The organism is Nannocystis exedens (assembly GCF_002343915.1).
In the GTDB taxonomy this organism is placed as follows: Bacteria; Myxococcota_A; Polyangia; order Nannocystales; family Nannocystaceae; genus Nannocystis; species Nannocystis exedens.
Genome location: NZ_NETK01000001.1, coordinates 6,319,669 through 6,343,043, shown reverse-complemented (window position 1 = coordinate 6,343,043; position 23,375 = coordinate 6,319,669). Strand labels below are relative to the sequence as shown.

Sequence of the window (23,375 nt, the reverse complement as noted above, 5' to 3'; positions counted from 1 at the left end):
AGGTCGGGCCGGGTGCCCGTCGGTTGGAGTCAGCTCGCGGCGCGGAGATCATGAGGCCAGCAGGCTAAGACGAGGCCGTCAGCCCCGCAAGCGCGGCGGGCGAGCGCGAGCGCACCCCGGCGGGCGGCGCCGCCGGCGGCGCAGCCGAAGACGCGAATCAAGGCACGTGCGGGGCAGCGGGCTCGACCGGGAGGACCCGCGGCGCGTCGACCTCGCGGTTGGGGACGGTCGTCGGCAGCTCGAGATGGTACACGCCGCTCGGCATCAACCCACAGCCGCCGAAGCGGGCCATCACCCGCAGCTGGGCCAGCACGTCCTCGCCGCAGTGCTCGCGCGGCAGCTCGGTCCAGAAGCCGAAGCCGCCGACCGCGCGCAGCTTGGCCGCGTCGTAGAGCACGCAGCCGCCGACCCACGCGATTTTGTAGCAGCGCGTGTCCGCCGGCCCGAGCCCGAGCGCGCGCTGCACGTGCCACAGGTTGGCCGCGTTGTGCAGCTCGTGGCGCAGCCACGCGGCGCTGCCGGGCTCGACCCGCTCGGGCTCGACGCGGCCCGGCCACCACTCGACCCGCTGCTGGTGCGGGCGCACCGAGTCGATCAGGCTGAGGCCGATGACCGCGCTGCCGACGAAGCCGCAGCCCTCGCGCGCGAGGGCCCCGGTCATCTGCGCGACCACCCACGGCTCGAGCAGCAGGTCGTCGTCCAGGCACAGCAGCTGCTCGGCGCGCGCCTGCGCCAGCAGGTAGTGGCGCTGCTCGGCCAGGCCGCGGCGGGGCAGGTGGCGGTGCAGCTCGACCTCGTGGCCGTGGGCCCGCAGCACCCGCACCGCGGCGCGCAGCTCGCCGGCCTCGGTCGCCGGCGTGTCGCCCTGGTCCGACACGACCACGCGAAACGGCCTCCCGCCGGGCGAGGTCAACGTCTGGGCGCACAGGCTGGTCAGCGTGACGGCCAGCGCGGCCGGGCGATCGCAGGTCGGGATCAGGACGTCGAGGGTCGGCATACGAATGTCGGCGGATGAGATTGCATGGGCAAGGAAATTCCCTGGAGCTGCGACGGGCGAGCCGCGACGGCCGAATCGCGCGGGGCCGTCGGCGGGCAAGCATGCCCCCGCCGCCGGCCCGGGCAAGCGCGTGCGCGGCACCTCGCAACCGCCGGTCGACGCGACCGCGCCGCGTCGCGGCTCGCGGGTATTTCCCAGACAATGCGCGGAGGGCGAACGACGGCGGCCCGGCGCGGTGCGGTGAATCATCGGCGCGCACGCGGGCCGAATCGACGCGCGCCCCCTGCTTGACGGCCCGGACGCGGGTGCTACCAAACCGCGCTGGAGACGAATCATGACCAAGGCTTCCCCCATTGAATTGACGCATCAGCTCCGCGGCATCGACTTCCCGGTCGGCAAGAAGGAGCTGATCCGCTACGCCCGCGACAACAACGCCGACGAGGCGGTGCTGCGCCAGATGGAGTCGATGCCCGATCAGGAGTATCGCAGCATGCGCGACGTCACCCGGGCCATGGGCCAGACCGACGAGTCCGACGACCGCTCGCGCTCCGGGGGTAACGAGGAGCGCGAGCGGTCGCGCGACGAGGAGCGCGAGGGCGAGGAGCAGCAGGGCGAGGCGTCGGAGCGCGGCGGCGGCCGCGGGGGCAAGAAGCGCTGAGCGATCGATCCGCCGGAGACCGGGAGGGCCCATGACCATCGACACCTGCGAGCCCGGGATCTCCGTGCTCATGCCGACCTACGGCCAGGCGTGCTTCATCCCGGCCGCGCTCGGCAGCCTGCTGGCACAGCAGCGGAGCGACTGGGAGCTGATCGTCGTCGACGACGGCTCCCCGGACGACACCGAGGCCGTGGTCGCGCCCTTCCTCGCCGATCCGCGGATCCGCTACGAGCGACTGGCGCGCAACGTCGGGCTCGGCGCGGCCCTCAACGTCGGGCTGGCCCGCGCCCGCGCGCCGCGGATCGCCTACCTCCCGTCCGACGACCGCTATTGGCCCGACCACCTCGGCTCGCTCGCCGCCCGGCTCGACGCCGAGCCGGCCGCGGCGCTGGCCTATTCGGGGGTCCGCCATCACTACAATCGCCGGGCCGACGGCGCCGTCGCCGGGCATTCGTTGCAGCTCGTGCAGGTGATGCACCGCCGCACCGACGCCCGCTGGCTCGAACGCGCCGAGCTCGTCACCGACGACCTCGGCCGCATGCTGTGGGACCGCCTGCTCGCCGGCGGTCCGGCGGTCGCGACCGGGCGCGTCACCTGCGAATGGGTCGACCACCCCGGTCAATTGCACAAGCTCCTGCGCGAGCCGCTGGGCGGCATCAACGCGTTTCGTCAGCGGTTCGCGGTGAAGCACCCGCTGCGGTTTCACAGCAGCGTCGGCAACGAGATCGACGAGGTCGAGCTCTACCGCCGCGCGCGCGAGCGGCCGTCGACCCCGCGGACCCGCGACGGCCTGACGATCCTCCTGGTCGGCGAGCTGGCCTACAACGCCGACCGCGTGCTCGCGCTGGAGGAGCGCGGCCACTCGCTCTACGGGCTGTGGATGGAGGACCCGCACTGGTACAACACGGTCGGCCCGCTGCCGTTCGGCCACGTGCGCGACCTGCCGCGCGACGACTGGCGGACGCTGATCCGCGCCCTGCGGCCCGACGTCATCTACGCCCTCCTCAACTGGCAGGCGGTCCCGTTCGCCCGCGAGGTCCTGGCCGCGAACACCGGCGTGCCGTTCGTCTGGCACTTCAAGGAGGGGCCGTTCATCTGCCGCGAGAAGGGCACCTGGCAGGCGCTGATGGACCTGCACACCCGCGCCGACGGGCTCGTGTACTCGAGCCCGGAGATGCGCGAGTGGTTCGCCACCGTGCTGCCCGCCAGCGCCGCGTCGATCCCCTCGCTGGTGGTCGACGGCGACCTGCCGCGGCGCGAGTGGTTCGCCGGCGAGCCGTCGCCGCGGCTGTCGCAGGCCGACGGCTCGATCCACACCGTCGTGCCCGGGCGGCCGATCGGCCTCCACCCGCACAACGTCGCCGAGCTGGCGGCCGAGGACGTGCACCTCCACTTCTACGGCGACTTCACCCACGGCCAGTGGCGCGGGTGGATCGACAGCGCCCGGGCGGTCGCGCCGCGGCACCTGCACCTGCACGCCCACGTCGACCAGCGGCGATGGGTCGAGGAGTTCTCGCGCTACGACGCCGGCTGGCTGCACTTCTTCGCCAGCGGCAACGACGGCGACATCGGCCGCGCCGACTGGGACGACCTCAACGTCCCCGCCCGCGCCGCCACGCTGGCGGCCGCCGGCCTGCCGATGATCCAGCGCACCAACGACGGCGCCCGCGTCGCCACCCAGAGCCTGGCCCGCCGCCTCGGCGTCGGCGTGTTCGCCCGCGACATGGCCGACCTCGCCGCCCAGCTGCGCGACACCGCCCGCACCCAGGCGATCCGCGAGCAGGTGTGGCGCGCCCGCGACGAGTTCACGTTCGACCGCCACGCCGACGACCTGCTCGCGTTCCTCGGCGAGATCGCCCTCAAGCGCCCGCGCGCGAGCGCGTAGGCCCGCGCGACCCGCTGGCCCCGAGCGAGGCGGCAACCGATCTCATGGGACATGTCGTCAATTCGCCCGGAGCGCCTCCGACACATGACCCATGAGACATGTCGTTTTCTCGCCGGGGACGAAGGCGCGGCGTCACGACCCTCTTCAGCGACGCCTCGCCCGGCGCCGATGCCTCACTCGGTCCCGGACGGGCCCGACTCGCACGAGAGCGCCGGGGCCTCTCCGCACTCGGCCAGCCGCTCGCGGAAGCCGGCATCCATGCAGAGGAAGCGGGCCAGCGCGTCGGGCTCGGCGAGGCAGCCCTCGAAGTAGCCGGCGTCCGCGAGGGCGAAGTGAGTGATGGGACCTCCCTGACATCGGCTCGGGAACAGCTGGACGTGCGAGACCGTGCCGTCCTCGCGGATCCGCACGAGCAGCCTCTCGGCGGTCCCGGTGTCGAACCCGAAGTTCCGCGACCATTCGACGAGGCCCGGCTTGCGGTCGCGCAGGGCCTTGACCGCACACCCTAGCGCCGACTCGTCGGTCACGGCCCACCACAGCTCGGGGTCGCAGGGCTCCCATTCGCAGCCGACGACGAAGGCGTCGCAGATCGACGTGTGGCAGGAGGCGTCCTCGCAGCCGCACAGCTCTCCTTCGGGGACAGGGCCGGTGGTCGGCGCCGTGCTCGACGCGGCGGTGGTCGATGCGCCGCTCGTATCGGAATCCGTGGCGGTATCGGTGTCGCTGCCCGGCTCGGGACCGCAGGCGACGAGGACATACAGGGCGAAATAAAATAAGCGAGACGTCACGCCTCATTTTGACACCCGCCTCGCGTGGCTCGCAAGCCAACGCGGACCCGCGAGCGCTCCAGCGTGCCGGCGGCGAGGTTCGCGGAGAGGGGCCGCGCGCTGACCGTCGCCGTGCCGCGTGGACGGCTCGCGGTACGCCCGAGTCACGCCGCGTCCGTCCGCGACGCCGTGCGCGGATGCGCGAGCCCGCGTGCCGCCGAACTGCTTGAGGTCCCCGGCCGCCTGCGCTCGCGCTGGACTCCACACAGCGCCGGCGGGCGTGCGCGGCCTCGGCGGCGGCCCCGTCAGTGCGACAGGAGGTTCGTGTTGCCGCTCGCGGGCTCGTAGAGCACGAGGGACTGACCTTCCTCGACCGCGATGTAGATCCCCGGGAGCTCCGGGTGCGGCGCGATCCACGTCATCCGGGGCGACGATGTCGCGGGTCCGCGGTAAGCCCAGCGGAGCTTGCGATCGCCGGAGGCGGGATCGATCTCGGTCATCGCGCGGGTCGCGTCCGCGAAGGAGTCGACGCTGTCGCCCGAGGCGAGGAGCGTGCCGGTGCTCGAGACGGCGAGGTACTGATAGTCGGCGGGCGGCCCCTCGCCGACGTTTCTCGTCTCGCTCGTGACGAGGCGGCGATCGCCGGTCGCGAGGTCGATCTCGTGGAGATCCCCCGGCATCCCGAGCGCGAGCAACTTGTCGCCCTGGAGCACCAACCCGCGGTAGTCGCCGCCGACCAGCGGGCCGTTGCCGACCACGCGCTCGGTCTCGGACGAGCTCATCGTCAGCATGCGGCACGAGCCGTCGGGCTGGATGGCGAACACGCCGCTGTCCGGGGGCGGATCGACGTTCTCGTCCTCGCCCGACGCGATGTACATCGTCCCGTCGGGGCCGACCACGACCGAGCTGCCGTCGACGCCGTTCGGAGCGAAGACGATCCCGACGTGGACGCACGGCTTGCTCTCAGGGGACCAGAGTCGAGTCCGATCGCCGGTGTCCGGGTCGACCCGGAACAGGCCCGCGTCGGCGTACGCGATCCAGGCGCCGTCGGGCGCGAGGTCGACGTCGAACACCCTCGTGCCGAAGCCCGGGCCGGCGCCGCGCTCGATCCACCCGACGATCGCGTCCTCGGTCGCGCCCGAGACGAGCGCCCGGTCGCCGGAAGCGAGGTCGGCCGTCCAGATCGATCCGAGCTCGTCGCCCGGACGATTGGTCATCGCGCCGAGGATGACCCGATTGCCGGCGACGTCGAGGTAGCCGCCGAACAGCCCGCCGAAGCCTCCCGGGAAGGCCGGGCCCTCGCCGAGCTCGGCGGCGTTGTCGTCGTCGGGGACCTGACAGCGCGGGTCTCCCTCGTTCATCGACGAGCGACAGTCGATCGGGAGCGTGCTCTCGACCAGCCTGATGCCGTCGATATCCTGGCAAGCGGTGCCGCTTTCCGCGAACCCCCACTCGCACCAGGAGTCGTCGCTGATCGAGGCGCCGTCGGGACGGCTCCTGCACGACCCCGCACACCAGGCGCAGTCGAGGCCCGCGTCCCCGCACTCCACGCAGTCGGTGAACGCCGCGCAGGGATCGCCGGGGTCGTCGAGCCCGGTGCCGGCCGTCGTGTCGTCGTCGTCGGCGAACCCGCCGCAGGCCGCCCCGAGCAGGAACGCCGCCACGAATGCGAGCGGGCGTCCGCCGCCCGTGCCCGCGGTCGAAGTGGATGTCTGGGTCCTCTCATGCAGTCGTCGAGTCATGGTCAGCTGCCTCGCGAGGCGGCAGCGCGCCTCGTCGCTCGGAGGACCGAGGTCCCAGCCGGATGTCGCAGACAAAATGCACGCGCGAAACCCTGCGCGCGGAGCCGCGCCCGGCCGGTCTCCGCAGCATCAGGGACCTTGCTCGCTGCCCGCCCGGCCGGCGGGGAGCGCACGCCGCCGCTGCCGCCCATCGATCCACACCGGCCGCCCCTTCGGGCGAGGTCGGTCCAGGCGGTCGGAGTAGAGTTCGCGCCGCATGGACAACATCCTCATCGGACACGAGCTCGACTTCCTGATCCGCATCGGCGTGTGCCTGCTCTGCGGCACGAGCATCGGCGTCGAGCGCGAGATCCGCAACAAACCCGCCGGCATCAGCACGAACTGCTTCGTGATCGCCGGCGCGTGTCTGTTCACGTTCATCTCGCAGCAGGCCGACCCGACCAGCCCTGCCCGCATCGCCGCGCAGGTCGTGTCGGGCGTCGGCTTCCTCGGTGCCGGCATGATCCTGAAGGCCGCCGGCGACAAGATCACCAACCTGACCACGGCCGCGTCCGTGTGGTTCGCAGCCGCGATCGGCATGGCCATCGGCATGGGCTGGTACATCATCGCCACGATCGCGACCCTCTACGCTGTCCTGGTACCGCGCATCCCGCACGTCAAGACGTGGCGGAAGGCGACGCCGGACGAGTGATCACCGCGGATTGCCCCTGGGACCTGGGACCCGACCGCGCGTCCCGCCGGCCCTCCCTGCCCGGAGGGCCGACTCCGTGCATTCGCCCTCACCGCCTCGATTCCATGGACGCTCGAAGGGTCATGTCACGGAAGACATGACCTTAAGAACAGCCGTGCTCGCCCTCGTCCGGTGAACCCCTGTGACGACCGCCTGCAGCCGCTTCATCGCCCGCCGAAGCGCACCGACAGCCCTGCGAGCACCGCCACCACCAGCGTGCGGCGGGCGCGGCCGACCAGCACGCCGGCGTCGAGGGCCACGCGGCGGTGGAGATGCACCATCAGACCGCCGTCGCCGGCGAGCTCGGCGAGCTCGGTGTGGGGGAAGTCGAGGCGGGCGTAGACCTCGCCCCACAGGCGCAGGCGTTGATCGGCGAGCGCGCGCGAGACCGAGGCCGCGAACAGGTCGCTGATCTCGCAGCAGCGGCCGGTGTCGGCGGGAGCGGTCTTGATGCCCGCGTTGACGCTGATGTTCCACTCGCCGGGCTCGACCGAGAGCAGCAGCAGCAGCGCCGGCAGCGGGGCCCAGAACGTCTCCTTGCCGAGCGGCGACACCGGCAGCAGCTGCGGCTGGAGGCCGAGCGACGTCTTGGTGCGCTGCCCGCGTTCGAACAGCTTGATCTTGGCCCCGATCGACACCTCGTGCTGCTGACGGGCCCCCGTCTGACCGAGGCCCCAGCGGACCGGGTCGCCGTCGAACACGCGCAGCTCGACCCGCTCGTGCAGGCCGATGCGGACGATCATCGGCGTCGCCACCAGGAACTCGTCCTGGCTCGCGCGCCCGTACACCTGCGCGTCGACGCCGGCCTCGATCTGGACCGCGCCGCGCGGCACCATCGAGGTGGTGTTGGTGATCGTCGGTCGATCGGGATCGACGCGACGCGGGTCCTCGTCCCCCGCCAGGACGACCCACAGGGCGAAACAGGCGAGCTTCATGAGCATTTTCTTTTAAAAAATTTTCCCGTGGCTAGCCGCCGCCGACCGAGCTCGAGCTCTCGGCGTGCATGTGACGGTCGACCCCGGGCTTCGGGATCACCGACATCGTGCCGTCCGACTCGAGCACCACCCAGCGCACCTGGGCCAGCTCGTGGAGGCCGACCTTGCGGATCTCCGTATAGATCTCCTCGGGGGAGACCCGCTCCTTGTTCATGTTCTCGGCGAGAAAGCGGCCGTCGCTGACCAGCAAGGTCGGCGAGCTCGAGACGACCTTCTCGAGCGGGCGGACGTGGTGCATCAGCAGCGAGACCACGAACACCAGCGAGAACAGCGTCGTCGTCCCGACGATCGCGTTCGTCAGCGACGGGTCTTCGCGCACCAGCGCCGGCGACACGATCTCGGGGATGATGAGGAGCGTGACCAGCTCGGCCGGCGACAGCTGGCCGAACTCACGCTTGCCGAGGATCCGCAGGCCCGTGATGATGACCGTGTAGAGGATGACGATGCGGATGACGGTTTCCATGCGCTCCCCTCGCGTTCACGGCAGCACGGCGATGTGGATCGGCAGCTCGGCCAGCGCCTCGTCGCCGGCGCGCACGCGCACCGATCCGTTCAGCCTGCCAGGGTCGGTGCTGCGATAGTCCAGCGTGACGGCGCGGGTCGCCCCCGGCGGGAGGTCGCCGAGCGGGACGACGTACCATTCACCGTCGATCCGCGCGAGCTGCGGCTGAAACGACGGCTGCCACAGCGCGTCGAGCAGGGCCCGGGCGAACTCGGCCCGCGCGTCCGCCAGCGGCGCGGGCGAGCGATTGACGACCGTGACGTACACGCGGCCCCAGTCCTCGAGGTGGTCGCGCGGGGCGTACTCCACCGCCAGGTGCACCCCGCCCAGGTCGATCTCCTCGCGCACCCGCGGGCCGCCGAGCAGGCCCAGCAGCGCCAGGATCGGGACCGCGAACATCAGCGGCATCAGCAGCAGCTGCGGGCGATGGAACTGCAGGCGCCGCTCGATCTCCGGCGCCGGCGGCGGATGCTCGTGCTCTCGCATGCACGCGTTGGCTTGCACGCGATGGATGTCGCGGCCAACCGAGCCGCCCGGCTCGGCCGCCCAGCGACGAATCTCGCGGCCGCCGCTCCCAGTGACGTGAATCGGCGCAAAAGGCGCGTTTTCGCACCTCGCAGCAATTACCGGCTTCGCCGAGCGGGAGCGGCGCTGCCTCTCATGGCCTGCCCGGGGTGATGGGCGCTCGCCGGACCGGCGCGCCCAAATCCAGGGTATTTCCTCGCTGCCGCGGCTGCGATGATTGTCGTCTGGGCCGCGCACTGGCCCGCGCCAATTCCTCGCCGACAGTGACTGTAATGATTGCGTCTCCGCCCGCGCCCAGGCTCCGGGGTAATTCCTCGCCGACAGTGACCGTGAAGATCGGCTCCGGCGCGCGCAGGCTCCGGGTACGTTGTCGCCGACCGCGACCGCCAGGGATGATGATCGAGGTCCGGCGCCCGTAGACCCGGGTCATTCCTCGCCGGCCCCGACTGCGAGGATCGGCGCCCCGCCGCGCGGGCCCGGGGTTGCTCCTCGCCGACCGGGACCGCCGGATAGGATGATGGGTGGTCGGCCCCGGGGTATTTCCTCGCGGATTGGCGACTGGGATGATTGGCGGCTCCGCCGCGCCGGGCTACCAGGGTATTTCCTGACAGCCGCGAATGCTCGTACCGGCCTCGACCGGCGAATCGACCGGCGATCGGCGTCCGCGCCCTCCCCGTCCCTGGCCGCGGAGGCCACCGAAAAGGCGCGCGACCTCGGCGGACGCGCATGAGATTTGACGCGCCGGCCACTGCCGCTCAAGCCTGGCAGGGAGGCCGTCGTGCGGATTCATCACCTCAATTGCGGAACCATGTGCCCCTACGGCGGGCGCCTGATGGGAAAGCCGGCGGACGACCCCGGCCCGGCGCGGATGACCTGTCATTGTCTGCTGCTCGAGACGGACCGCGGCCTCGTGCTGGTGGACACCGGACTCGGCCTCGAGGACATCCAGAGCCCGACCACCCGCCTCAGCCGCTTCTTCGTCGGCATGATGCGGCCGCGCTTCGACGAGCACGAGACGGCGGTGCGGCAGATCGAGCGCCTCGGCCTGTCGCCCCGCGACGTCCGTCACATCGTCCTGACGCACCTCGACTTCGACCACGCCGGCGGGCTCTCCGACTTCCCGCACGCGCAGGTCCACTTGCTGGCCGACGAGGCCCACGCCGCGCAGCGGCGGGTCGGGGCGATCGCCCGCGGCCGCTACCGCCCGCAGCAGTGGTCGACGGCGGGCTCGTGGCAGACCTACGCGCCCGCGGAGGGCGAGGACTGGTTCGGCTTCGCGTGTGTGCGCGCGCTGGTGGGGCTGCCGCCGGAGATCTTGCTGGTCCCGCTGGTGGGCCACACGGAGGGCCACGCGGGGGTGGCGGTGCGCGCCGAGGAGGGCTGGCTGCTGCACGCCGGCGACGCGTACTTTTATCGCGGCGAGCTGAACGTCGACCACCCGCGCTGCCCGCTCGGGCTGCGCGCGTATCAGACGATGATGGAGGTCGACCGCCGGGCTCGACTGCGCAATCAACAGCGCCTCCGCGATCTGACGTATCAGCACGGCGACGCGGTCCGCGTGCTGTGTGCCCACGACCCGGTCGAGTTCGAGACGTGGGCGGCCCGCAGCCCGCACGGCCAGCCGCCTCACCCGCACGCGCCGCAATCGCCGGGCCTCGGCGCGAGTTGAACTCGTCACATTCGTCGCCGCCCGCACGGACGATCGCGTCCGCCTGAGCTTGCGGAGCGAGCCGCCCGGGCTACCGTTCGGGGCGCGACCGCGCGGCGACTCGACCGCGGGCGCGAGGAGGAGTGCGATGATTCCCAGGTGCAAGCAATCCCGCTGGTTGTTCCCCTTGCTGCTGCTCGCGCCGCTGGTAGGCTGCGAGGGCCGCTCACGCGACGCGACCGACCGCTCCGGCGACCGCGACACCGTGTACTCGCGGACGCAAACCTCACCCCGCCCCGGCGGGGGGGCGGCGCCGACAGCTCGACCCCGTCGGCCGCCGAGGGCGGCGCAGCGGGCGGCCGCACCCCCGGCGGCGACACCTCGGCGAAGGCGCCCGGCCCGGCCCCCAACCCCCAGGGCTCTCAGGGCGCAATGGGCAGTCCCCCCGGCAGCCCGTCGACCGAACAGAAAGGCTCGTCGGCCACCAATCCTCAGGCCGGCACCGGACCCGGCGCCTCCAACGCCCCGACCAGCATGCAGGACGCACTGGGCACCACCCCCCAGACCGGCTCGCAAGGCGCGACGGGCACCAGGAACAACAACCCGCCCACCGGCTCCCAGGGCGGGCAGACCGGCACCAAGGAGTCGGGCGCGCAGACCGGCACCAAGGAGTCGGGCGGGCAGACCGGCTCCCAGGGCGGCGCGACGGGCACCAAGAATACGCAGACCGGCTCCCAGGGCGCGACGGACACCAGGGACACGGGCAACAAGAACACGAAGAAGAAGACGGAGCCCGAGACGCGCAAGGGCAATCCGCCCGCGACCGGCGACATGGGCGACCAGCCCCGCTGAGCCGTTCGGCCGTGATCCCGCGGCATCCCCCCGTGCCGCGGATCGACGGCCGCTTTCAAGGAGCCCGACGCCCTGTCCTTCGGGACAGGACCGGCCGCCCGGGACGCAGCGCCCGGCTCCGGCGAATCAGGCGAGCGAGCCGCCCGGCGTCCGACGAGGACGGCCCGAGCCGACGTGAGCCTTCCATTTCATGCACGTCGGCTCGTTCTCGTCGGCCCGGGACCTCGGGTCGAATCCTCCTGCGCCGAAATCATTGCGAGCACCCCGAGCAGCTGCCCATCGCAGCACCGCGCGGACCTGCTCGCCGGGCCGACCCTGCGTCCATGCCCCTACAGGCCGAACTTGCACTGCAGGTCCGCGCCGATGGCACACGCCGCGAAGTCGACGCACGTGTCGATGGCGCACCCCTCGAGGTCGGCGACCGCGTCGGCCTGTTCGTTCGCCCGGCAGCGGTTGAGTCGGTTCTGGCACCGCGTCTCGCACGAGTCGGGCCGGATCGACTTGTTGCACTCGCTCGCCTTCGCGCAGTACGACTTGCAGCCGGCTTCGATCTGCGCGAGCGTGGCCCCGGGCTCGTGCTCTTCTCTGCTGCAGGCGCCGCAGAGGAAGGCGCCGAGCGCCGCAATTCCGAGGATCTTTCCCATCATGGCTGTCTCTCCCGCGGTCTTCGTGGGCGAGATCGTCGGTCCCGCAAGCGGACGGCCTTGCCGGCGCAGGCACCCCTCGCACCGGCCTGCCGTCCGTGCTCGTTCGACCGCTGCGATTGCAGCGGGGCCATGCGATTCGTCCTGCCGGCGAATCGACGTACAGGTCCGATCGCCGCGGCGCGCTCCGGCTCCCCGTCGCGGCCGGTGAGCCGCCGACGCGCCCGCGAGGACGCGCACGCCTCGAACCGCCGCCATCGAGGCGCCCCCGCCGCTCGCAATCCCGGCCAGAGCCGGACCGGGGCTGCGACCGGGCTGCTGCCGGGATGCACGCGTCGCGCGGCCCGGCGCGGCGACTGCTCACATTGCGACGGCATGCGCCATTTCAAGGCCCGGCCCGCCGGCGAGCTCTCGTTCTTCCGCCGCCTCGCGCTCGCCGCCTGGGACGACCCGCGCGACCCGTCGATCCACGGCACGCTCGAGCTCGACGCCACCGCCGCGCTCGCTCACCTCGAGACCCTGCACGCGCGCACCGGCGAGCGGGCGACGCTCACCCACCTCGTCGGCCGGGCGCTCGCCGTCGTCCTCTCCGAGCGCCCCGAGCTCCACGTCCTCGTCCGGCGCGGCCGGCTCTACCCGCGCGCAGAGGTCGACATCTTTTTCCAGGTCGCACGGGCCGACGAGCACGGGTGCGACCTGACGGGGCTGGTCATCCGCGGCGCCGATCGCAAGTCGATCACCGACATCGCCCGCGAGTTCGGCGAGCGTCTCGAGCAGGTCCGCCGCGACTGCGATCCGCAGCTCGGGCGGACGCGTCGCCGCCTGGCCGCGCTCCCGCCCGCGCTGCTGCGCCCGCTCCAGGCCGCGCAGGACCTGCTGCGATACCGCCTCGACCTGCGCGTCCCCGGGCTGCCGCGCGACCCGTTCGGCTCGGCCGCGGTCACCAACCTCGGCATGTTCGGGGTCCGCTGGGCCTACGCCCCGCTGTTCCCGCCGGCGCACTGGCCGATCCTCCTGCTGGTGGGCGCCGTGACGCCGCGCCCGTGGATCGTCGAGGACGACGGCGAGCCCCGCGTGGCGGTCCGGCCCGTCCTGCCGCTGCACGCGACCCTCGACCACCGCGTGCTCGACGGCGTGCAGGCGGCCGGCCTGTCGGCCCGCATCGAGGAGCTGCTGCTGCACCCCGAGCTGCTCGAGCTGCCGGCCTGACCCGCGAGCGACCGCAGCGACCTCCACGCCCCCGGCCGAAGATGATCCTTTCGACATGTCATCAAGAACCTGTCGTTTGTGAAATGTCGCCGAGAACATGTCGATCGGGGCATGTCTTGAAAAACAAGTGCGAGCGACCGGCCCGGTGCGCCCATCTCGCGCGTGGCACCGGCGGCGAGCCGGGCATCTCCTGCGGACCGACGAGGGTGCGGGCGACGGGCGCCAGGCTCGCCGGTCTCCTCGCCGGTCTCGCCGCCGCGTTGCGGGCTCGTCGATTTCTGTGGGCATGCATGCTCCGCGGGGCCGCGCGCGTTCCGGCCCGAGACGAGCCGGCCCTCTCGCGGTCCGCGTGAACGGCCCTTGGGCTCGCGCGCGTTCCGGCCCAAGACAGAAGGTGCCGCTCGAGGTTCGTCGATGTCGCTCGTGCTCGCCCTGTCGCTGGCCTCGGCCCCGCAGATCGAACCGGTCGCGCCGGCCTCGTCGCTCGTCGAGCGGCCCCGGCGAAACGCGGGCGTCGGGTGGCTGGTTACCGGCGCGCTCGCCGGCGCGACCGGCCTCGGCCTCGGCCTCGCCAGCGCGCGCGAGCTGGCCGCGCTGGACCGCTGCCCCGAATGTCCCCCGCGCCTGCCGCCCACCATGCTGGCCGCGGTCGCCCTCAACACCGCGAGCCTCAGCCTCTTGACCGTCGGCGCCGGCTTCCACGGCCGCGCTCGCGGCTCACGCAGCGCCGCGCGCTCGCCCGCGACCGCGTGGATCTCCTTCGGCGGCATGGCCACCACGGGCGGCCTCGTCATCGTCGCGGCCGGGCTCGGCTGGCAATTCGCCGAAGAGGCGCGCGCCTCGAGCACGCCGTGGTCGCTGCTGCAGCTCGGCCTGTCGAGCGTGATCGCCGGCTCGAGCATGCTCGTCTACGGGCTGACCTACCGCAAGTACGCCCCCGCCCGCGAGGTCCAGCTCGCGCTGGTCCCGACGCTGGCGCGCGGCCGCTTCGGCCTCGCGCTCGCGGCCCGCTTCTGACGGCGGACGCCCACGAGTCGCGGCCGTGTTCGAGACGGCCCACGCCATCGAATTCGCCCGCCGCCACGGCGCCGAGCCATCATGATCCGCAATGAAGAGAACAACCTTATGTACGACCTCAACCTGAGGTTGGGTCTCCGCCACGGCCTGGCCGGATTCGAGTACGAGAAGGACCTGAGCCGCCCCTGATTCATCCAGGGCTGGTCCACGTCCAGCGAGAGCCGCACCGTCGACACTTCGCGGCCCGCATGTGCCCTGGGGGTCTGCGAGCGAATCTTCATACCCGCCCCGGCCGCCCGCTTCGGTCATGGCTCTGCTCTCGCCCGCCCGAGCCCTGCCGGTCGCGCGGCGGAGCATCGGACCGGCCGCCGCCCTCATCATCGCCGTCCTGCGGCGGCGCGGCCGGCAGGGTGAAGCGGAAGCTCGTGCTGGCGTCGCCGCTCTCGACCCAGATCCGGCCGCCGTGGGCCTCGATGAGGCCGTGCGCGATGTAGAGGCCGAGGCCCAGCCCTTCGACCGCCGCCACCGCGCGCGAGCGGTAGAATCGCTTGAAAAGGCAATCGATCTCGGCTGGCGGCAGGCGCTGGCCCTGGTTGGTGGTGGACACCAGGACCTCTCGCCCGTGCGGACGCACCTCGATCGCGATCGGCGCGCCGGGGTCGCCGTACTTGAGCGCGTTCGTCAGCAGGTTCTCGACGATCTGCTCGATCCGCCCGGCGTCGCCGCGGACCGGAGGCAGCAGCGGATCGACCTCGAGCCGCAGCGAGCGGTCGGTGGTCTGGCCGAGCCGCGCGACCACCTCCGCCAGCACCGCGCCGAGGTCGATCGTCTCGCAGCGCAGCGCCAATTGGCGGGCCTCGATCCGGGCCGCGTCGAGGAGGTCCTTGATCATCCGCTCGAGGCGCGCCGCGGCGGCGAGGATCCGCGTCGCCGACTTGGCCGTCAGCGGGTCGCGCTCGCTCGCCCCGGCGCGCTCGATCGTCCGCGCGCACACGTGGATCATTTGTACCGGCTGCCGCAGCTCGTGGGCGACCACCGCCGTCCACTGCTCGCGCAGGCGCTCGATCTCCTTGAACGACGAGATGTCCCGAAGGACACATACGGCCCCGAGCGGGCGGCCGCGCTCGTCGCGCAGCGGCGACGCGCTGGCCAGCAGCGGGACCCGCTGGCCGCGCCGGTTCTGCCCGCAGCACTCGAGGCCGATCGTCGCCACCTCGCCGTGCAGCGCGCGAAACAGCGGGTGCTCCTCGTCGGCCAGCGGCGCGCCCCTCGAGTCGTACAGCTCCAGCCGCGCCGGCGTCCCCGCGACCTCGGCCGTTGCGAGCTCGCGGGCGGCCGCGTTGAGCGAGACCTGCCCGCCGACCTCGGCGAGGATCACGGCCTCGGGGAGGCCATCGATCGCGCCGCGCAACCACGTCGTGGCCTGCGCCTTCTCGTGGTAGAGCCGGGCCGTCTCGAGCGCCGTCCCGGCGCGCGCCGCCAGCAGCTCGAGCGCCTGCTGATCCTCCGCCGTGAACTCGCCGCCGCCTTGCTTGTCGGCGAGGTAGAGGTTGCCGCGGCTGCGCCCCTCGTAGAGGATCGGCACGCCGAGGAAGCTGTGCATCGGCGGGTGCCCGGGCGGGAAGCCGACGCGCTCCCGGCTCTGGCCGACGTCGCGCAGCCGGACCGCGCGGCCCTGCAGGGCGACCGCGCCGAGCAGCCCGACGGGCCGCGGGGCGCGACCGATCCGCTCGGCCTGCTCCGCGGTCACGCCGGCGTAGACCCACCGCTCGAACGGTCGCGCCGGATCGGTGCCGAGGCCCAGGGCGGCGTAGCGGGCGTTCGTCAGCGTCTGCGCCTGCAGCACGATGACCATGAGCACGGCGTCGAGGTCGCTCTCGGGGATCCGCGCGACCGCGTCGGTGATCGCGGAGGTCGCCTGCGACAGCGACTGCAGCTGGACCCTGAGCCCGCGCTCGGCCGCGTGCGCCCGCGCGAGCTCGGCGTGGACCGTCTCGCGCGCGCCGAGGTCGCGGACGAAGCTCTGCACGCGCCCGTCGCCGAGGAGGACCATCCGCAGCTCGGCCACCAGCCAGCCGCCGTCGGCCCGCCGCAGCGGCACGTGGCCGACGTGCGGCACGCCCGGGACCAGCGCGGCGCGGGCGTTCGCCAGCCGCTGCGCCTCCTCGTCCGCCATGAACGCCGCCAGCGACCGGCCGACCAACTGTTCGGGCGAGACCCCGAGCAGGCGCGCCCCGGCCTGGTTGACCCGCACCAGCCGACCCTCGGGGTCGGCCAGAAACACGCCGTCGTCGGCGTGCTCGACGAGCTCGTCGTAGTCGCGCTCGAGCCGGCGACAGGCCGCCTCCAGCGACTTCCTCGCCCCCACGTCGCGCCACAGCACCGCCACGCCGCCGCCCTGCTCGCGCGTCCCGGGGAGCGGCACGATCGTGACCGCCACGTCGACCCGCGCGCCGTCGCGGCGCAGCCCGACGCACTCGAAGCTCGCGCCCTGGCGGCCGACCCCCCGCGCGAGCCGGGCCGACACCTCGGCGCGTCGCTCGGGGGCGACGACCGCGAGCAGCGAGCGCCCGAGGATCTCATCGCGGCGCCAGCCGAACAGGCGCTCCGCCGCGGCCGTCCAGCGCTTCACGGTCCCGCCGGGAGTTGCGATCGCAACCGCTTGATCGCCGGCCTCGACGACGCTCCGCCAGCGCCTCGCCTCGTCCGCCAACCCGTCGCGCTCCGCCTCGGCTCGGCGCGCTCGCCCGACCGCCCCCAGCGCCTGCAGGGCCAGCGCGGTGCTCGCCACCGCCAGCAGGCCGAGCACCATGATCGATCGCGCCGCGCCCGACAGCAGGACCGCACAGCCCAGGCACGCCACCAGCAGCCTCGACCAGCCCATTCCACCGCCTCGCGGCATGCGACGGGTCTGCAGGCGCCTGGGGCGGATCGATCGCGCGGACGCTGCCATGAGGCACAGGAGGAAATATGCGTAGTTTAAGCGGGATCCGCCGGAACGCGACGGCGCCGAGCTCGCCGCGAGCGAGAGACCGGGGCGCACCGGCCCCGGCCGCAGCGCAGCGTCGGGCCTGCCGGGCGACCTCCGTTCCTTGCCGATGCAAGCTCCCGGTGCCCCCGGTCGAGCCGGCGCGGCTGCGAGCTCGCCGTGCCCCGGGTAGCTGTCGTCATTCCGGTGTGACTTCCATGAAGCGACCTGTCGCGCCCCGGGATCGGGCTGCGAAGGTCGAGCTCACGCGGGCTGCGAAGGTCGAGCTCACGCGGGCTGTCTCGCCTCGCGGCGCGGCTGCGAATGTCGAGCTCACGCGGTTGTCTCGCCGACATCGACGAGCTCGCCCCGCTCGTCAACCTCACCCGGCTCGACTTGAGCGACCGCCAGATCGGCGATATCTCGGCGCTGGCCGGCATGACCGCGCTCGCCACGCTCCGGCTCGACGACAACGCGATCGCCGACCTCGCTCCGCTCGCCGGCCTTGCCCAGCTCGGGGAGCTGCACCTGCGCACCAACGCGCTCGACGACCTCCCGCTCGCCGGGCTCACCCAGCTCACGGCGCTCCACCTCGACCACAGCGCGATCGTCGACCTCGGCCCGCTCGCCGGCATATCCGCGCTGGCGCACCTCGATCTCACGAACAACCAGCTCGTCGACGTCGGCCCCCTCGCCGGCCTCGGCGCGCTCACCATCGCCGACCTCAGCGCTCGAGCAACTGGTAAAGACTGATGAACCCATGCTCCTCGATGGGTGGAAGCCTTTCCTTATCGTACGAAGCACCTCGGACAGGACGACGGCCGTGCGAACCCCTGCTTTCGCGCATCGTAGACGCGCCGATGTCTCGACGACCGGAGTTTTGCGAGAGCTATCGATGCGTCTGCCCGCAAGTTTTGTATAAACGAGTACTGCGGGCTCATCGCGGGCATGGTCTACTTCAAGTCGTGCTGCTCGTTCGCCGATGGTCATCATAGCTGCTCGCTCTGTTACCCTCTCCCTCCCGACACCAATCCCTATACTCCGAACTAGTGCTCCGACCGCGACGTAGTGATCTGGCTGATTCTGAACACCGCTCGGGCTTGCTCCTTGGTGAACCGCCAAGTGATCTTCCGCCGCCGGCGGTGGGCGTCCTTGTTCCACAGAGACGTTCGACGGCGCAGTTCGGAGAGAGAGCCGATCCGAAGCCGTCCAAGGCATTCACGTGACCATAAGCTCGCCTCGTTCTCGGCAGGGTTGAGCCAACTCCCGTGCTTGGGAGTATAGTGCACGGTAAACCGGCTCCAAAGCTCGCGCCCCGCGTCATCGCCGAAAGCGGTGCATAACGAGTTCTGGCGGTGGGTGTTAAGATTGTCCATGACGAGGTGAATTGTCCGCGCCGAACGATATCGTTGAGCTATCTTGCGGAGAGCCCGAGCGAACTGCTTCGCCGTGCGGTTCGGCGTCGCATAGGTCAGGTGGCGCCCTGCCTTGGGTTCGACGATGCAGAAGACATTTGCGGTTCCGCGCCGCACGTATTCATAGTCTTGACGGGCCATGCGGCCAGGTGAGGCTGGCCGGCCAGGTCGAGCGGGGTCTCGAAGCACGACCGGTCGTTCATCCAGAGCGACGACCGGCTCCGACGCGTCGGCTGGTCGCGCCAGGGTGTCGAGGACGTCGTCCATCCGCGCGACGTACTCCTCGTCGATCTGAGGAACGCACCACATTTTTTTCCCGCCACGGTTTGAGCGCGTGGTTTTTCAGCAACACCCGGATCGTCTCCCGGCCGACTTGGTCGACGAGCTTGCGTTTCATGCACTCCTCGACGATGAGCATGATTGTCCACCGAGCGCGTCCTTCAGGAGGTGGCCCGCAGACCATGGCGACGATCGCGGCTTCTTGCCGAGCATCGAGCTTCCGCGGTGGGACCGGTCGCTTCGCGTCCTTGAGCGCGACCTCGACGCCCGCAGCGAGATACCGCTCTCCAACCCGCCGAACCGAGGGGACCGCCGATCCAACCGCTGCCGCCGTCGCCGCCAGCGTCTTCCCCTCGTCCAGCAACTGCAGCATGCGAATTCGCTTCCAGGTCCGCACCGTGAGCCGCTCCCGGGCTTTTCGGCGCAGGAGCTCTCGATCCTCGTCCTTGAGCTTGAGTCCGGGGAACCGGGGCCGCGGCTTCTTCTGCCTCATGGCACCCGTAGATCACGTTCCAGGTCAGAGCGCAAATTCGCGCATCGTTTTCGGATCGCTACCTTACGGTCGCAGCACTAGCGCCCACGCACCATGATGCAGTCCAGCTCACCGCGCAGCCTCGGGGTGCGCGGGCGCTGCCGAGGCGCAGTGCAGCCTGCGTTCGGCAGAGGAGACGACCCGCTCGGCGCGCTGCGACGAGAGGGCGCCGCCGGGCCGGGCGTCGAGGCCGGCGGCGCTCCCTCCCTCGACACTCAGCTCGGCGCGCTCTGGAGCTTCCCCGTCACCCTCCGGCCGAGTCAGTGACGGCTCGCGCTCACGGGCTCTCCGCCTCGCTCGCGACCTGCGCGTCGAGGGCGCGGGCCCACCACGCCACGCGATCGGCCACGTACTGCTCGTCGGCGTTGCCGGCGATGAACTCGAGCTCGAACGTGTAATTGCCGACCTTGCCGCGGACGATGTCGCCGATCCGGCGGCCGGTGTTCGTGATCCAGTAGCCCTCGGCGAAGACCCGCAGCGCCGTGCCCGGGAAGCTGCGCGCCCGCCCCAGCGCGCGCCCGAACGGGTAGCGGCGGATCGTCCGCGCCTCCAGGTCGATGACGAACATCGGCCGCCAGTAGACCATGAAGAAGCCGGGCAGCCCGATCATCGACACGGCCACCGCCACTTCGGGCAGCGTGATCGTCCTGTCGCTCGGCACGCCGGCCCAGATCTCCGTCGAGCCGCTGAGGATCACCGCGAACAGCCCCAGCCACAGCAGGAACGCGCCGAACCCGGCGATCATCAGCTCGCCGATCGGCCCGACCTCGCGCGTGCGCGTGACCACGAGCCCCGGCTCGCGGGGGCGCAGCGCCTCGAGGCGCAACATCCGCGCCCCGCTGACGAGCAGCGCCGCCGAGATGCCGAGGAAAGGCACCCACCCGGGCGCGTCCAGCCGGTAATGCTCGCCGAACAGGAAGAACCGTCCGAGGCCGGCGACCATCAGGAACGGCATCAGCGCGCGCACCGTGTCGCCCCCATGAATACCCGCGAAACCTCGGGTTCGCTCGTCGTTTGGCATGGATCCTCGGCGCTCGGCGAAGGCGCATCCCGAGGGATCGGCGTCGATCGCCGACCGAGCATACATCACGGCCCGCCGCGAATCGCGCCCGCGAAGACCGCAGGCTGCGGCCGATTCACCCCTCCGCCGCGCCCCGACGACCACGAGCGCGCGCGCACCTCGGCGCCGCGCAGCGACGCGCCGCGGGGACTGTGCGAAGCTCCGCCCACCTCAATTTCGGCCGATCAGGAGAGCGAGCAATGACGAAACGACCCAATCGACCCCGGGGACCGCAGGTCTCCGCCGGCGCCGTCGATCAATTCCTGCAGCACGTGGAGATCCCCTACCTCGACGGCCCGGGCACCTCGTCGCCCGAGGCATGGTTCCTGGGCTCGAAGGCGGAGAACGCCGAGGAGTTCGAGCGGCTGATCGTCGAGGCGATCCGCGATCAGGCGTTCTGGCGCCGCAACTTCCACCCCGGCGATCCGACCCTCGTCACCGAGGCGGTCAAGCGCCAGCCCGAATACGTGCAGGCGATGGGCGCGCTGACCGACAGCTACCGCTCGCTGCTCGGCTTCTTGAAGAGGTCGATGCCGTTCTTCAGCACCCGCTATCAGGGGCACATGAACTGGGACACCGCGATGCCGGCCGTGCTCGGCTACTTCGCGGCGATGCTTTACAACCCGAACAACGTCGCCTTCGAGGCCTCGACGGCGACGACGATCCTCGAGCTCCTGGTCGGCGACGATTTGTGCCGCATGATCGGCTACCCGCTGCCCGACAAGGCCGCGTGCCAGGCCGGCGCCGTGCGCCCGTGGGGCCACATCACCTCCGGCGGCACCGTCGCCAACATCGAGGCGCTCTGGTCGGCGCGCAACCTCAAGCTCTACCCGGTCGCCATGCAGGCGGCCTTGAAAGAAGACCCGACGCTGGCCGCCGCGAGCGAGCTGCGCGTGCGCTCGCCGGGCGGCGCCCTGGTCCTGCTGCGCGAGCTCGACGCCTGGTCGCTGTGCAACCTGCGGGGCGACGACATCCTGGCGCTGCCGGCCCGCCTCACCGCGGAGTACGGGATCGCGCCCGACGTCATCACCGCCGCGCTGGCGAAGGTCTCGCCGCAGAGCATCGGCATGCACGCCTTCTTCGGCCGCTACCTCGGCGAGCTGCGCAACCCGCCGGTGGTCCTGGTCCCGGCGACCAAGCACTACTCGTTCCCCAAGGCGGCCGCGATCCTCGGGCTCGGCGCCGCCAACGTGCTCGACGTCCCGCTCGACGAGAACGCGCGCATGAGCATCCCCGAGCTCGAGCGGATCTTGCTGGGCTGCCTGGCCGAGCGCCGGCCGGTCTACACCGTGGTCGGCGTGATCGGCAGCACCGAGGAGAGCGCCGTCGACCCGCTGCGGGAGATCCTCGCGCTCCGCGACAAGCTGCGCGACCAGGGCCTCGAGTTCACCGTCCACGCCGACGCCGCCTGGGGCGGCTATCACGCCAGCATCCTCCGCGAGGACGACGACGCCCCGGCCGGCAAGCGGACCGCGCCCGCCTCGCCGCGCGCCGAGGTCGGCTTCAGCCGCTACACCGAGGAGCAATACGCGGTGCTGCACCAGGCCGACTCGGTCACCGTCGACCCGCACAAGTCCGGCTACATCCCCTACCCCGCCGGCGCCCTCTGCTACCGCAACACGGCCATGCGCGACCTCGTCACCTTCAAGGCGCCGTACATCCTGCACGCGCAGGACGAGCCGTCGGTCGGCATCTACGGCGTCGAGGGCTCGAAGCCCGGCGCCGCGGTGGCCGCGGTGTTCCTGGCCCACAAGGTGATCCGCCCGAGCCGCAGCGGCTACGGCAGCATCCACCGCAAGGCGCTGTTCAACTGCCGGCGGGTCTACGCCCGCCTGCTCTGCATGGCGCGCCCCGAGGACAACTTCGTCGTCGTCCCCGTGCCGCGCCTGCCGGCCGAGATCGCGGGCGGCGACGTCGCGGCGCAGATCGAGTTCATCCGCGAGCGCATCGACGGCCGCGACCCCGACGCGCTGCTCGCCGACGAGGAGGCGATGGCGCTCTTGGCCGAGATCGGGCCCGACCTCAACATCCTGACCTACGCCTTCAACTTCAAGCGCCCCGACGGCGCCATGAACACCAGCCTGGCCCAGGCGAACCGCCTCAACAAGGCCGTCTACGAGGTCCTGAGCCTGCGCCCGGGCGAGGACCCGTCCGGCCACCCGCTGCTCGTGACCACCACCGACTTCGAGGACGCCCACTACGGCAAGGTGTTCATGGACAGCTACAAGCGCCGCCTCGGCGTCGACGGCCCCGGTCACGCCGTCACCGTCCTGCGCTCGACGGTGATGAACCCGTGGCTGACCGACTTCGGCGACGACACCTTCCTCGACATGCTCGAACGCGAGTTCCGCCGCGCGCTCTCGCGGGCCATGTTCCGCGACTCGATGGCCCAGGTGTTCGAGGAGATCGACGCCAACAACGACGGCTCGCTCGACCGCGCCGAGGTCGAGGCGAAGTTCCGGGCGATGGGCTACTCCGACGAGGAGATCCACGAGTTCCTCCGCTCGAGCGACACCAGCCGCGACAACAACATCTCGAAGCAGGAGTTCCTCGAGAGTTTTTCCCAGTTGCTCGTCCGCACGAGCCTGGGCCCGCGCCGCTAGCCTCACGCGCGCTGCGCCTCGCTCGTGGCGCGCGCGACGGCAGCCAGGATGCGGACGCGCGCCGCGACGAGGCGGTCGCCCCTCGCCCGTCGCGACCGCCTCGCCCCCAGGATGTCTATCCGGACATGTCCCGAAGGTCGGTCTCCCGACCGGCCGTCCGGGTCGGCGCCCCGCCGCGCGGATGTCCGCATGGACATGTCCCCGAGGGCATCCTCGCAGGTCTCGGCCTCCGCCGGAGTCCGCGCCTGCCCCACGGGATGCCCATACGGCAGGTCCCGAAGGTCATCCTCGCAGTTCTCGGCCCCCGCCCGGGTCCGCGCCTGCTTCGCGGGATGACCCCATGGACA

The 23,375-nt window shown here is 71.7% G+C and carries 20 protein-coding genes; 9 read left to right on the top strand and 11 right to left on the bottom strand.

Annotation, left to right across the window (positions count from 1 at the left end):
• Nucleotides 1-157: 157 nt before the first annotated feature.
• Nucleotides 158-997, bottom strand: coding sequence for a glycosyltransferase family 2 protein (locus tag NAEX_RS24945; RefSeq protein WP_096329985.1), 840 nt, complete (start codon nt 995-997; stop codon nt 158-160).
• A gap of 334 nt (nt 998-1,331) precedes the next feature.
• On the opposite strand from NAEX_RS24945, the gene NAEX_RS24940 reads away from it, so the two are divergent.
• A complete protein-coding gene (locus NAEX_RS24940; protein ID WP_096329984.1) occupies nt 1,332-1,655 on the top strand; it encodes a DUF2795 domain-containing protein in 324 nt (107 codons plus the stop codon).
• A 31-nt stretch (nt 1,656-1,686) separates the two neighbouring features.
• The gene (locus tag NAEX_RS24935; RefSeq protein ID WP_096329983.1) at nt 1,687-3,540 is read left to right on the top strand and encodes a glycosyltransferase family 2 protein; all 1,854 of its coding nucleotides are present in this window, start codon (nt 1,687-1,689) and stop codon (nt 3,538-3,540) included.
• Nucleotides 3,541-3,713: 173 nt separating this feature from the next.
• Here NAEX_RS24935 and NAEX_RS24930 read toward each other — a convergent pair whose 3' ends face one another.
• Together NAEX_RS24930 and NAEX_RS24925 are read right to left on the bottom strand one after the other, a co-directional pair.
• Nucleotides 3,714-4,328, bottom strand: coding sequence for a hypothetical protein (locus tag NAEX_RS24930; RefSeq protein WP_096329982.1), 615 nt, complete (start codon nt 4,326-4,328; stop codon nt 3,714-3,716).
• A gap of 284 nt (nt 4,329-4,612) precedes the next feature.
• Complete coding sequence (locus NAEX_RS24925) at nt 4,613-5,971, bottom strand: SMP-30/gluconolactonase/LRE family protein (protein WP_096329981.1); 1,359 nt, start codon at nt 5,969-5,971, stop codon at nt 4,613-4,615.
• Between the two features lie 334 nt (nt 5,972-6,305).
• Between NAEX_RS24925 and NAEX_RS24920 the strand changes: the two genes are divergently transcribed.
• On the top strand, nt 6,306-6,740 hold the full coding sequence (locus NAEX_RS24920) for an MgtC/SapB family protein (protein ID WP_096329980.1): 435 nt from the start codon (nt 6,306-6,308) through the stop codon (nt 6,738-6,740).
• Between the two features lie 203 nt (nt 6,741-6,943).
• Here the strand turns inward: NAEX_RS24920 and NAEX_RS24915 are convergent, their stop codons facing one another.
• From NAEX_RS24915 to NAEX_RS24905, 3 genes are read right to left on the bottom strand one after another with little or no spacing between them, the layout of a single operon-like run.
• Complete coding sequence (locus NAEX_RS24915; protein ID WP_143141345.1) at nt 6,944-7,714, bottom strand: transporter; 771 nt, start codon at nt 7,712-7,714, stop codon at nt 6,944-6,946.
• 31 nt (nt 7,715-7,745) lie between these two features.
• The gene (locus tag NAEX_RS24910) at nt 7,746-8,237 is read right to left on the bottom strand and encodes a DUF421 domain-containing protein (RefSeq protein ID WP_096329978.1); all 492 of its coding nucleotides are present in this window, start codon (nt 8,235-8,237) and stop codon (nt 7,746-7,748) included.
• A gap of 15 nt (nt 8,238-8,252) precedes the next feature.
• Nucleotides 8,253-8,762: a hypothetical protein gene (locus NAEX_RS24905; RefSeq protein WP_096329977.1), complete on the bottom strand. Its 510-nt coding sequence runs from the start codon at nt 8,760-8,762 to the stop codon at nt 8,253-8,255.
• 817 nt (nt 8,763-9,579) lie between these two features.
• Here NAEX_RS24905 and NAEX_RS24900 point away from each other — a divergent pair.
• Together NAEX_RS24900 and NAEX_RS24895 are read left to right on the top strand one after the other, a co-directional pair.
• Nucleotides 9,580-10,470, top strand: coding sequence for an MBL fold metallo-hydrolase (locus NAEX_RS24900; protein ID WP_096329976.1), 891 nt, complete (start codon nt 9,580-9,582; stop codon nt 10,468-10,470).
• Nucleotides 10,471-10,983: 513 nt separating this feature from the next.
• Nucleotides 10,984-11,301 carry a hypothetical protein gene (locus NAEX_RS24895; protein ID WP_096329975.1) on the top strand — a complete coding sequence of 106 codons (318 nt, stop codon included), beginning with the start codon at nt 10,984-10,986 and terminating at the stop codon, nt 11,299-11,301.
• A gap of 329 nt (nt 11,302-11,630) precedes the next feature.
• Here the strand turns inward: NAEX_RS24895 and NAEX_RS50655 are convergent, their stop codons facing one another.
• Nucleotides 11,631-11,948, bottom strand: coding sequence for a hypothetical protein (locus NAEX_RS50655; protein WP_170135990.1), 318 nt, complete (start codon nt 11,946-11,948; stop codon nt 11,631-11,633).
• A 372-nt stretch (nt 11,949-12,320) separates the two neighbouring features.
• On the opposite strand from NAEX_RS50655, the gene NAEX_RS50650 reads away from it, so the two are divergent.
• Together NAEX_RS50650 and NAEX_RS24885 are read left to right on the top strand one after the other, a co-directional pair.
• Entirely contained in the window at nt 12,321-13,154 is an 834-nt protein-coding gene (locus NAEX_RS50650; RefSeq protein WP_170135989.1) for a 2-oxo acid dehydrogenase subunit E2, read from the top strand.
• A gap of 414 nt (nt 13,155-13,568) precedes the next feature.
• The gene (locus tag NAEX_RS24885; protein WP_096329973.1) at nt 13,569-14,171 is read left to right on the top strand and encodes a hypothetical protein; all 603 of its coding nucleotides are present in this window, start codon (nt 13,569-13,571) and stop codon (nt 14,169-14,171) included.
• Between the two features lie 277 nt (nt 14,172-14,448).
• On the opposite strand, the gene NAEX_RS24880 is transcribed toward NAEX_RS24885, so the two are convergent.
• Nucleotides 14,449-17,055: a PAS domain-containing sensor histidine kinase gene (locus NAEX_RS24880; RefSeq protein ID WP_170135988.1), complete on the bottom strand. Its 2,607-nt coding sequence runs from the start codon at nt 17,053-17,055 to the stop codon at nt 14,449-14,451.
• A gap of 408 nt (nt 17,056-17,463) precedes the next feature.
• Between NAEX_RS24880 and NAEX_RS24875 the strand changes: the two genes are divergently transcribed.
• Nucleotides 17,464-17,892, top strand: coding sequence for a leucine-rich repeat domain-containing protein (locus NAEX_RS24875; protein ID WP_096329971.1), 429 nt, complete (start codon nt 17,464-17,466; stop codon nt 17,890-17,892).
• Between the two features lie 293 nt (nt 17,893-18,185).
• Here the strand turns inward: NAEX_RS24875 and NAEX_RS24870 are convergent, their stop codons facing one another.
• The 3 genes from NAEX_RS24870 to NAEX_RS24855 form a co-directional block, all read right to left on the bottom strand.
• A complete protein-coding gene (locus tag NAEX_RS24870; RefSeq protein ID WP_170135336.1) occupies nt 18,186-18,821 on the bottom strand; it encodes an IS630 family transposase in 636 nt (211 codons plus the stop codon).
• Complete coding sequence (locus NAEX_RS24865; protein ID WP_096325583.1) at nt 18,754-19,326, bottom strand: helix-turn-helix domain-containing protein; 573 nt, start codon at nt 19,324-19,326, stop codon at nt 18,754-18,756. Before NAEX_RS24865 ends, NAEX_RS24870 begins: the two co-directional genes overlap by 68 nt.
• 316 nt (nt 19,327-19,642) lie before the next feature.
• Nucleotides 19,643-20,332: a hypothetical protein gene (locus NAEX_RS24855; RefSeq protein WP_096329969.1), complete on the bottom strand. Its 690-nt coding sequence runs from the start codon at nt 20,330-20,332 to the stop codon at nt 19,643-19,645.
• A gap of 293 nt (nt 20,333-20,625) precedes the next feature.
• On the opposite strand from NAEX_RS24855, the gene NAEX_RS24850 reads away from it, so the two are divergent.
• Nucleotides 20,626-23,028: a pyridoxal-dependent decarboxylase gene (locus tag NAEX_RS24850; RefSeq protein WP_096329968.1), complete on the top strand. Its 2,403-nt coding sequence runs from the start codon at nt 20,626-20,628 to the stop codon at nt 23,026-23,028.
• Nucleotides 23,029-23,375 lie beyond the last annotated feature (347 nt).

Excerpts from the sequence above, each read along its gene's own strand:
- NAEX_RS24945 (WP_096329985.1), bottom strand. The coding sequence starts at position 997 with ATGCCGACCCTCGACGTCCTGATCCCGACCTGCGATCGCCCGGCCGCG.
- NAEX_RS24940 (WP_096329984.1), top strand. The coding sequence starts at position 1,332 with ATGACCAAGGCTTCCCCCATTGAATTGACGCATCAGCTCCGCGGCATC.
- NAEX_RS24935 (WP_096329983.1), top strand. The coding sequence starts at position 1,687 with ATGACCATCGACACCTGCGAGCCCGGGATCTCCGTGCTCATGCCGACC.
- NAEX_RS24920 (WP_096329980.1), top strand. The coding sequence starts at position 6,306 with ATGGACAACATCCTCATCGGACACGAGCTCGACTTCCTGATCCGCATC.
- NAEX_RS24915 (WP_143141345.1), bottom strand. The coding sequence starts at position 7,714 with ATGAAGCTCGCCTGTTTCGCCCTGTGGGTCGTCCTGGCGGGGGACGAG.
- NAEX_RS24910 (WP_096329978.1), bottom strand. The coding sequence starts at position 8,237 with ATGGAAACCGTCATCCGCATCGTCATCCTCTACACGGTCATCATCACG.
- NAEX_RS24905 (WP_096329977.1), bottom strand. The coding sequence starts at position 8,762 with ATGCGAGAGCACGAGCATCCGCCGCCGGCGCCGGAGATCGAGCGGCGC.
- NAEX_RS24895 (WP_096329975.1), top strand. The coding sequence starts at position 10,984 with ATGCAGGACGCACTGGGCACCACCCCCCAGACCGGCTCGCAAGGCGCG.
- NAEX_RS50655 (WP_170135990.1), bottom strand. The coding sequence starts at position 11,948 with ATGATGGGAAAGATCCTCGGAATTGCGGCGCTCGGCGCCTTCCTCTGC.
- NAEX_RS50650 (WP_170135989.1), top strand. The coding sequence starts at position 12,321 with ATGCGCCATTTCAAGGCCCGGCCCGCCGGCGAGCTCTCGTTCTTCCGC.
- NAEX_RS24885 (WP_096329973.1), top strand. The coding sequence starts at position 13,569 with ATGTCGCTCGTGCTCGCCCTGTCGCTGGCCTCGGCCCCGCAGATCGAA.
- NAEX_RS24880 (WP_170135988.1), bottom strand. The coding sequence starts at position 17,055 with ATGGGCTGGTCGAGGCTGCTGGTGGCGTGCCTGGGCTGTGCGGTCCTG.
- NAEX_RS24875 (WP_096329971.1), top strand. The coding sequence starts at position 17,464 with ATGTCGAGCTCACGCGGTTGTCTCGCCGACATCGACGAGCTCGCCCCG.
- NAEX_RS24870 (WP_170135336.1), bottom strand. The coding sequence starts at position 18,821 with ATGGACGACGTCCTCGACACCCTGGCGCGACCAGCCGACGCGTCGGAG.
- NAEX_RS24865 (WP_096325583.1), bottom strand. The coding sequence starts at position 19,326 with ATGAGGCAGAAGAAGCCGCGGCCCCGGTTCCCCGGACTCAAGCTCAAG.
- NAEX_RS24850 (WP_096329968.1), top strand. The coding sequence starts at position 20,626 with ATGACGAAACGACCCAATCGACCCCGGGGACCGCAGGTCTCCGCCGGC.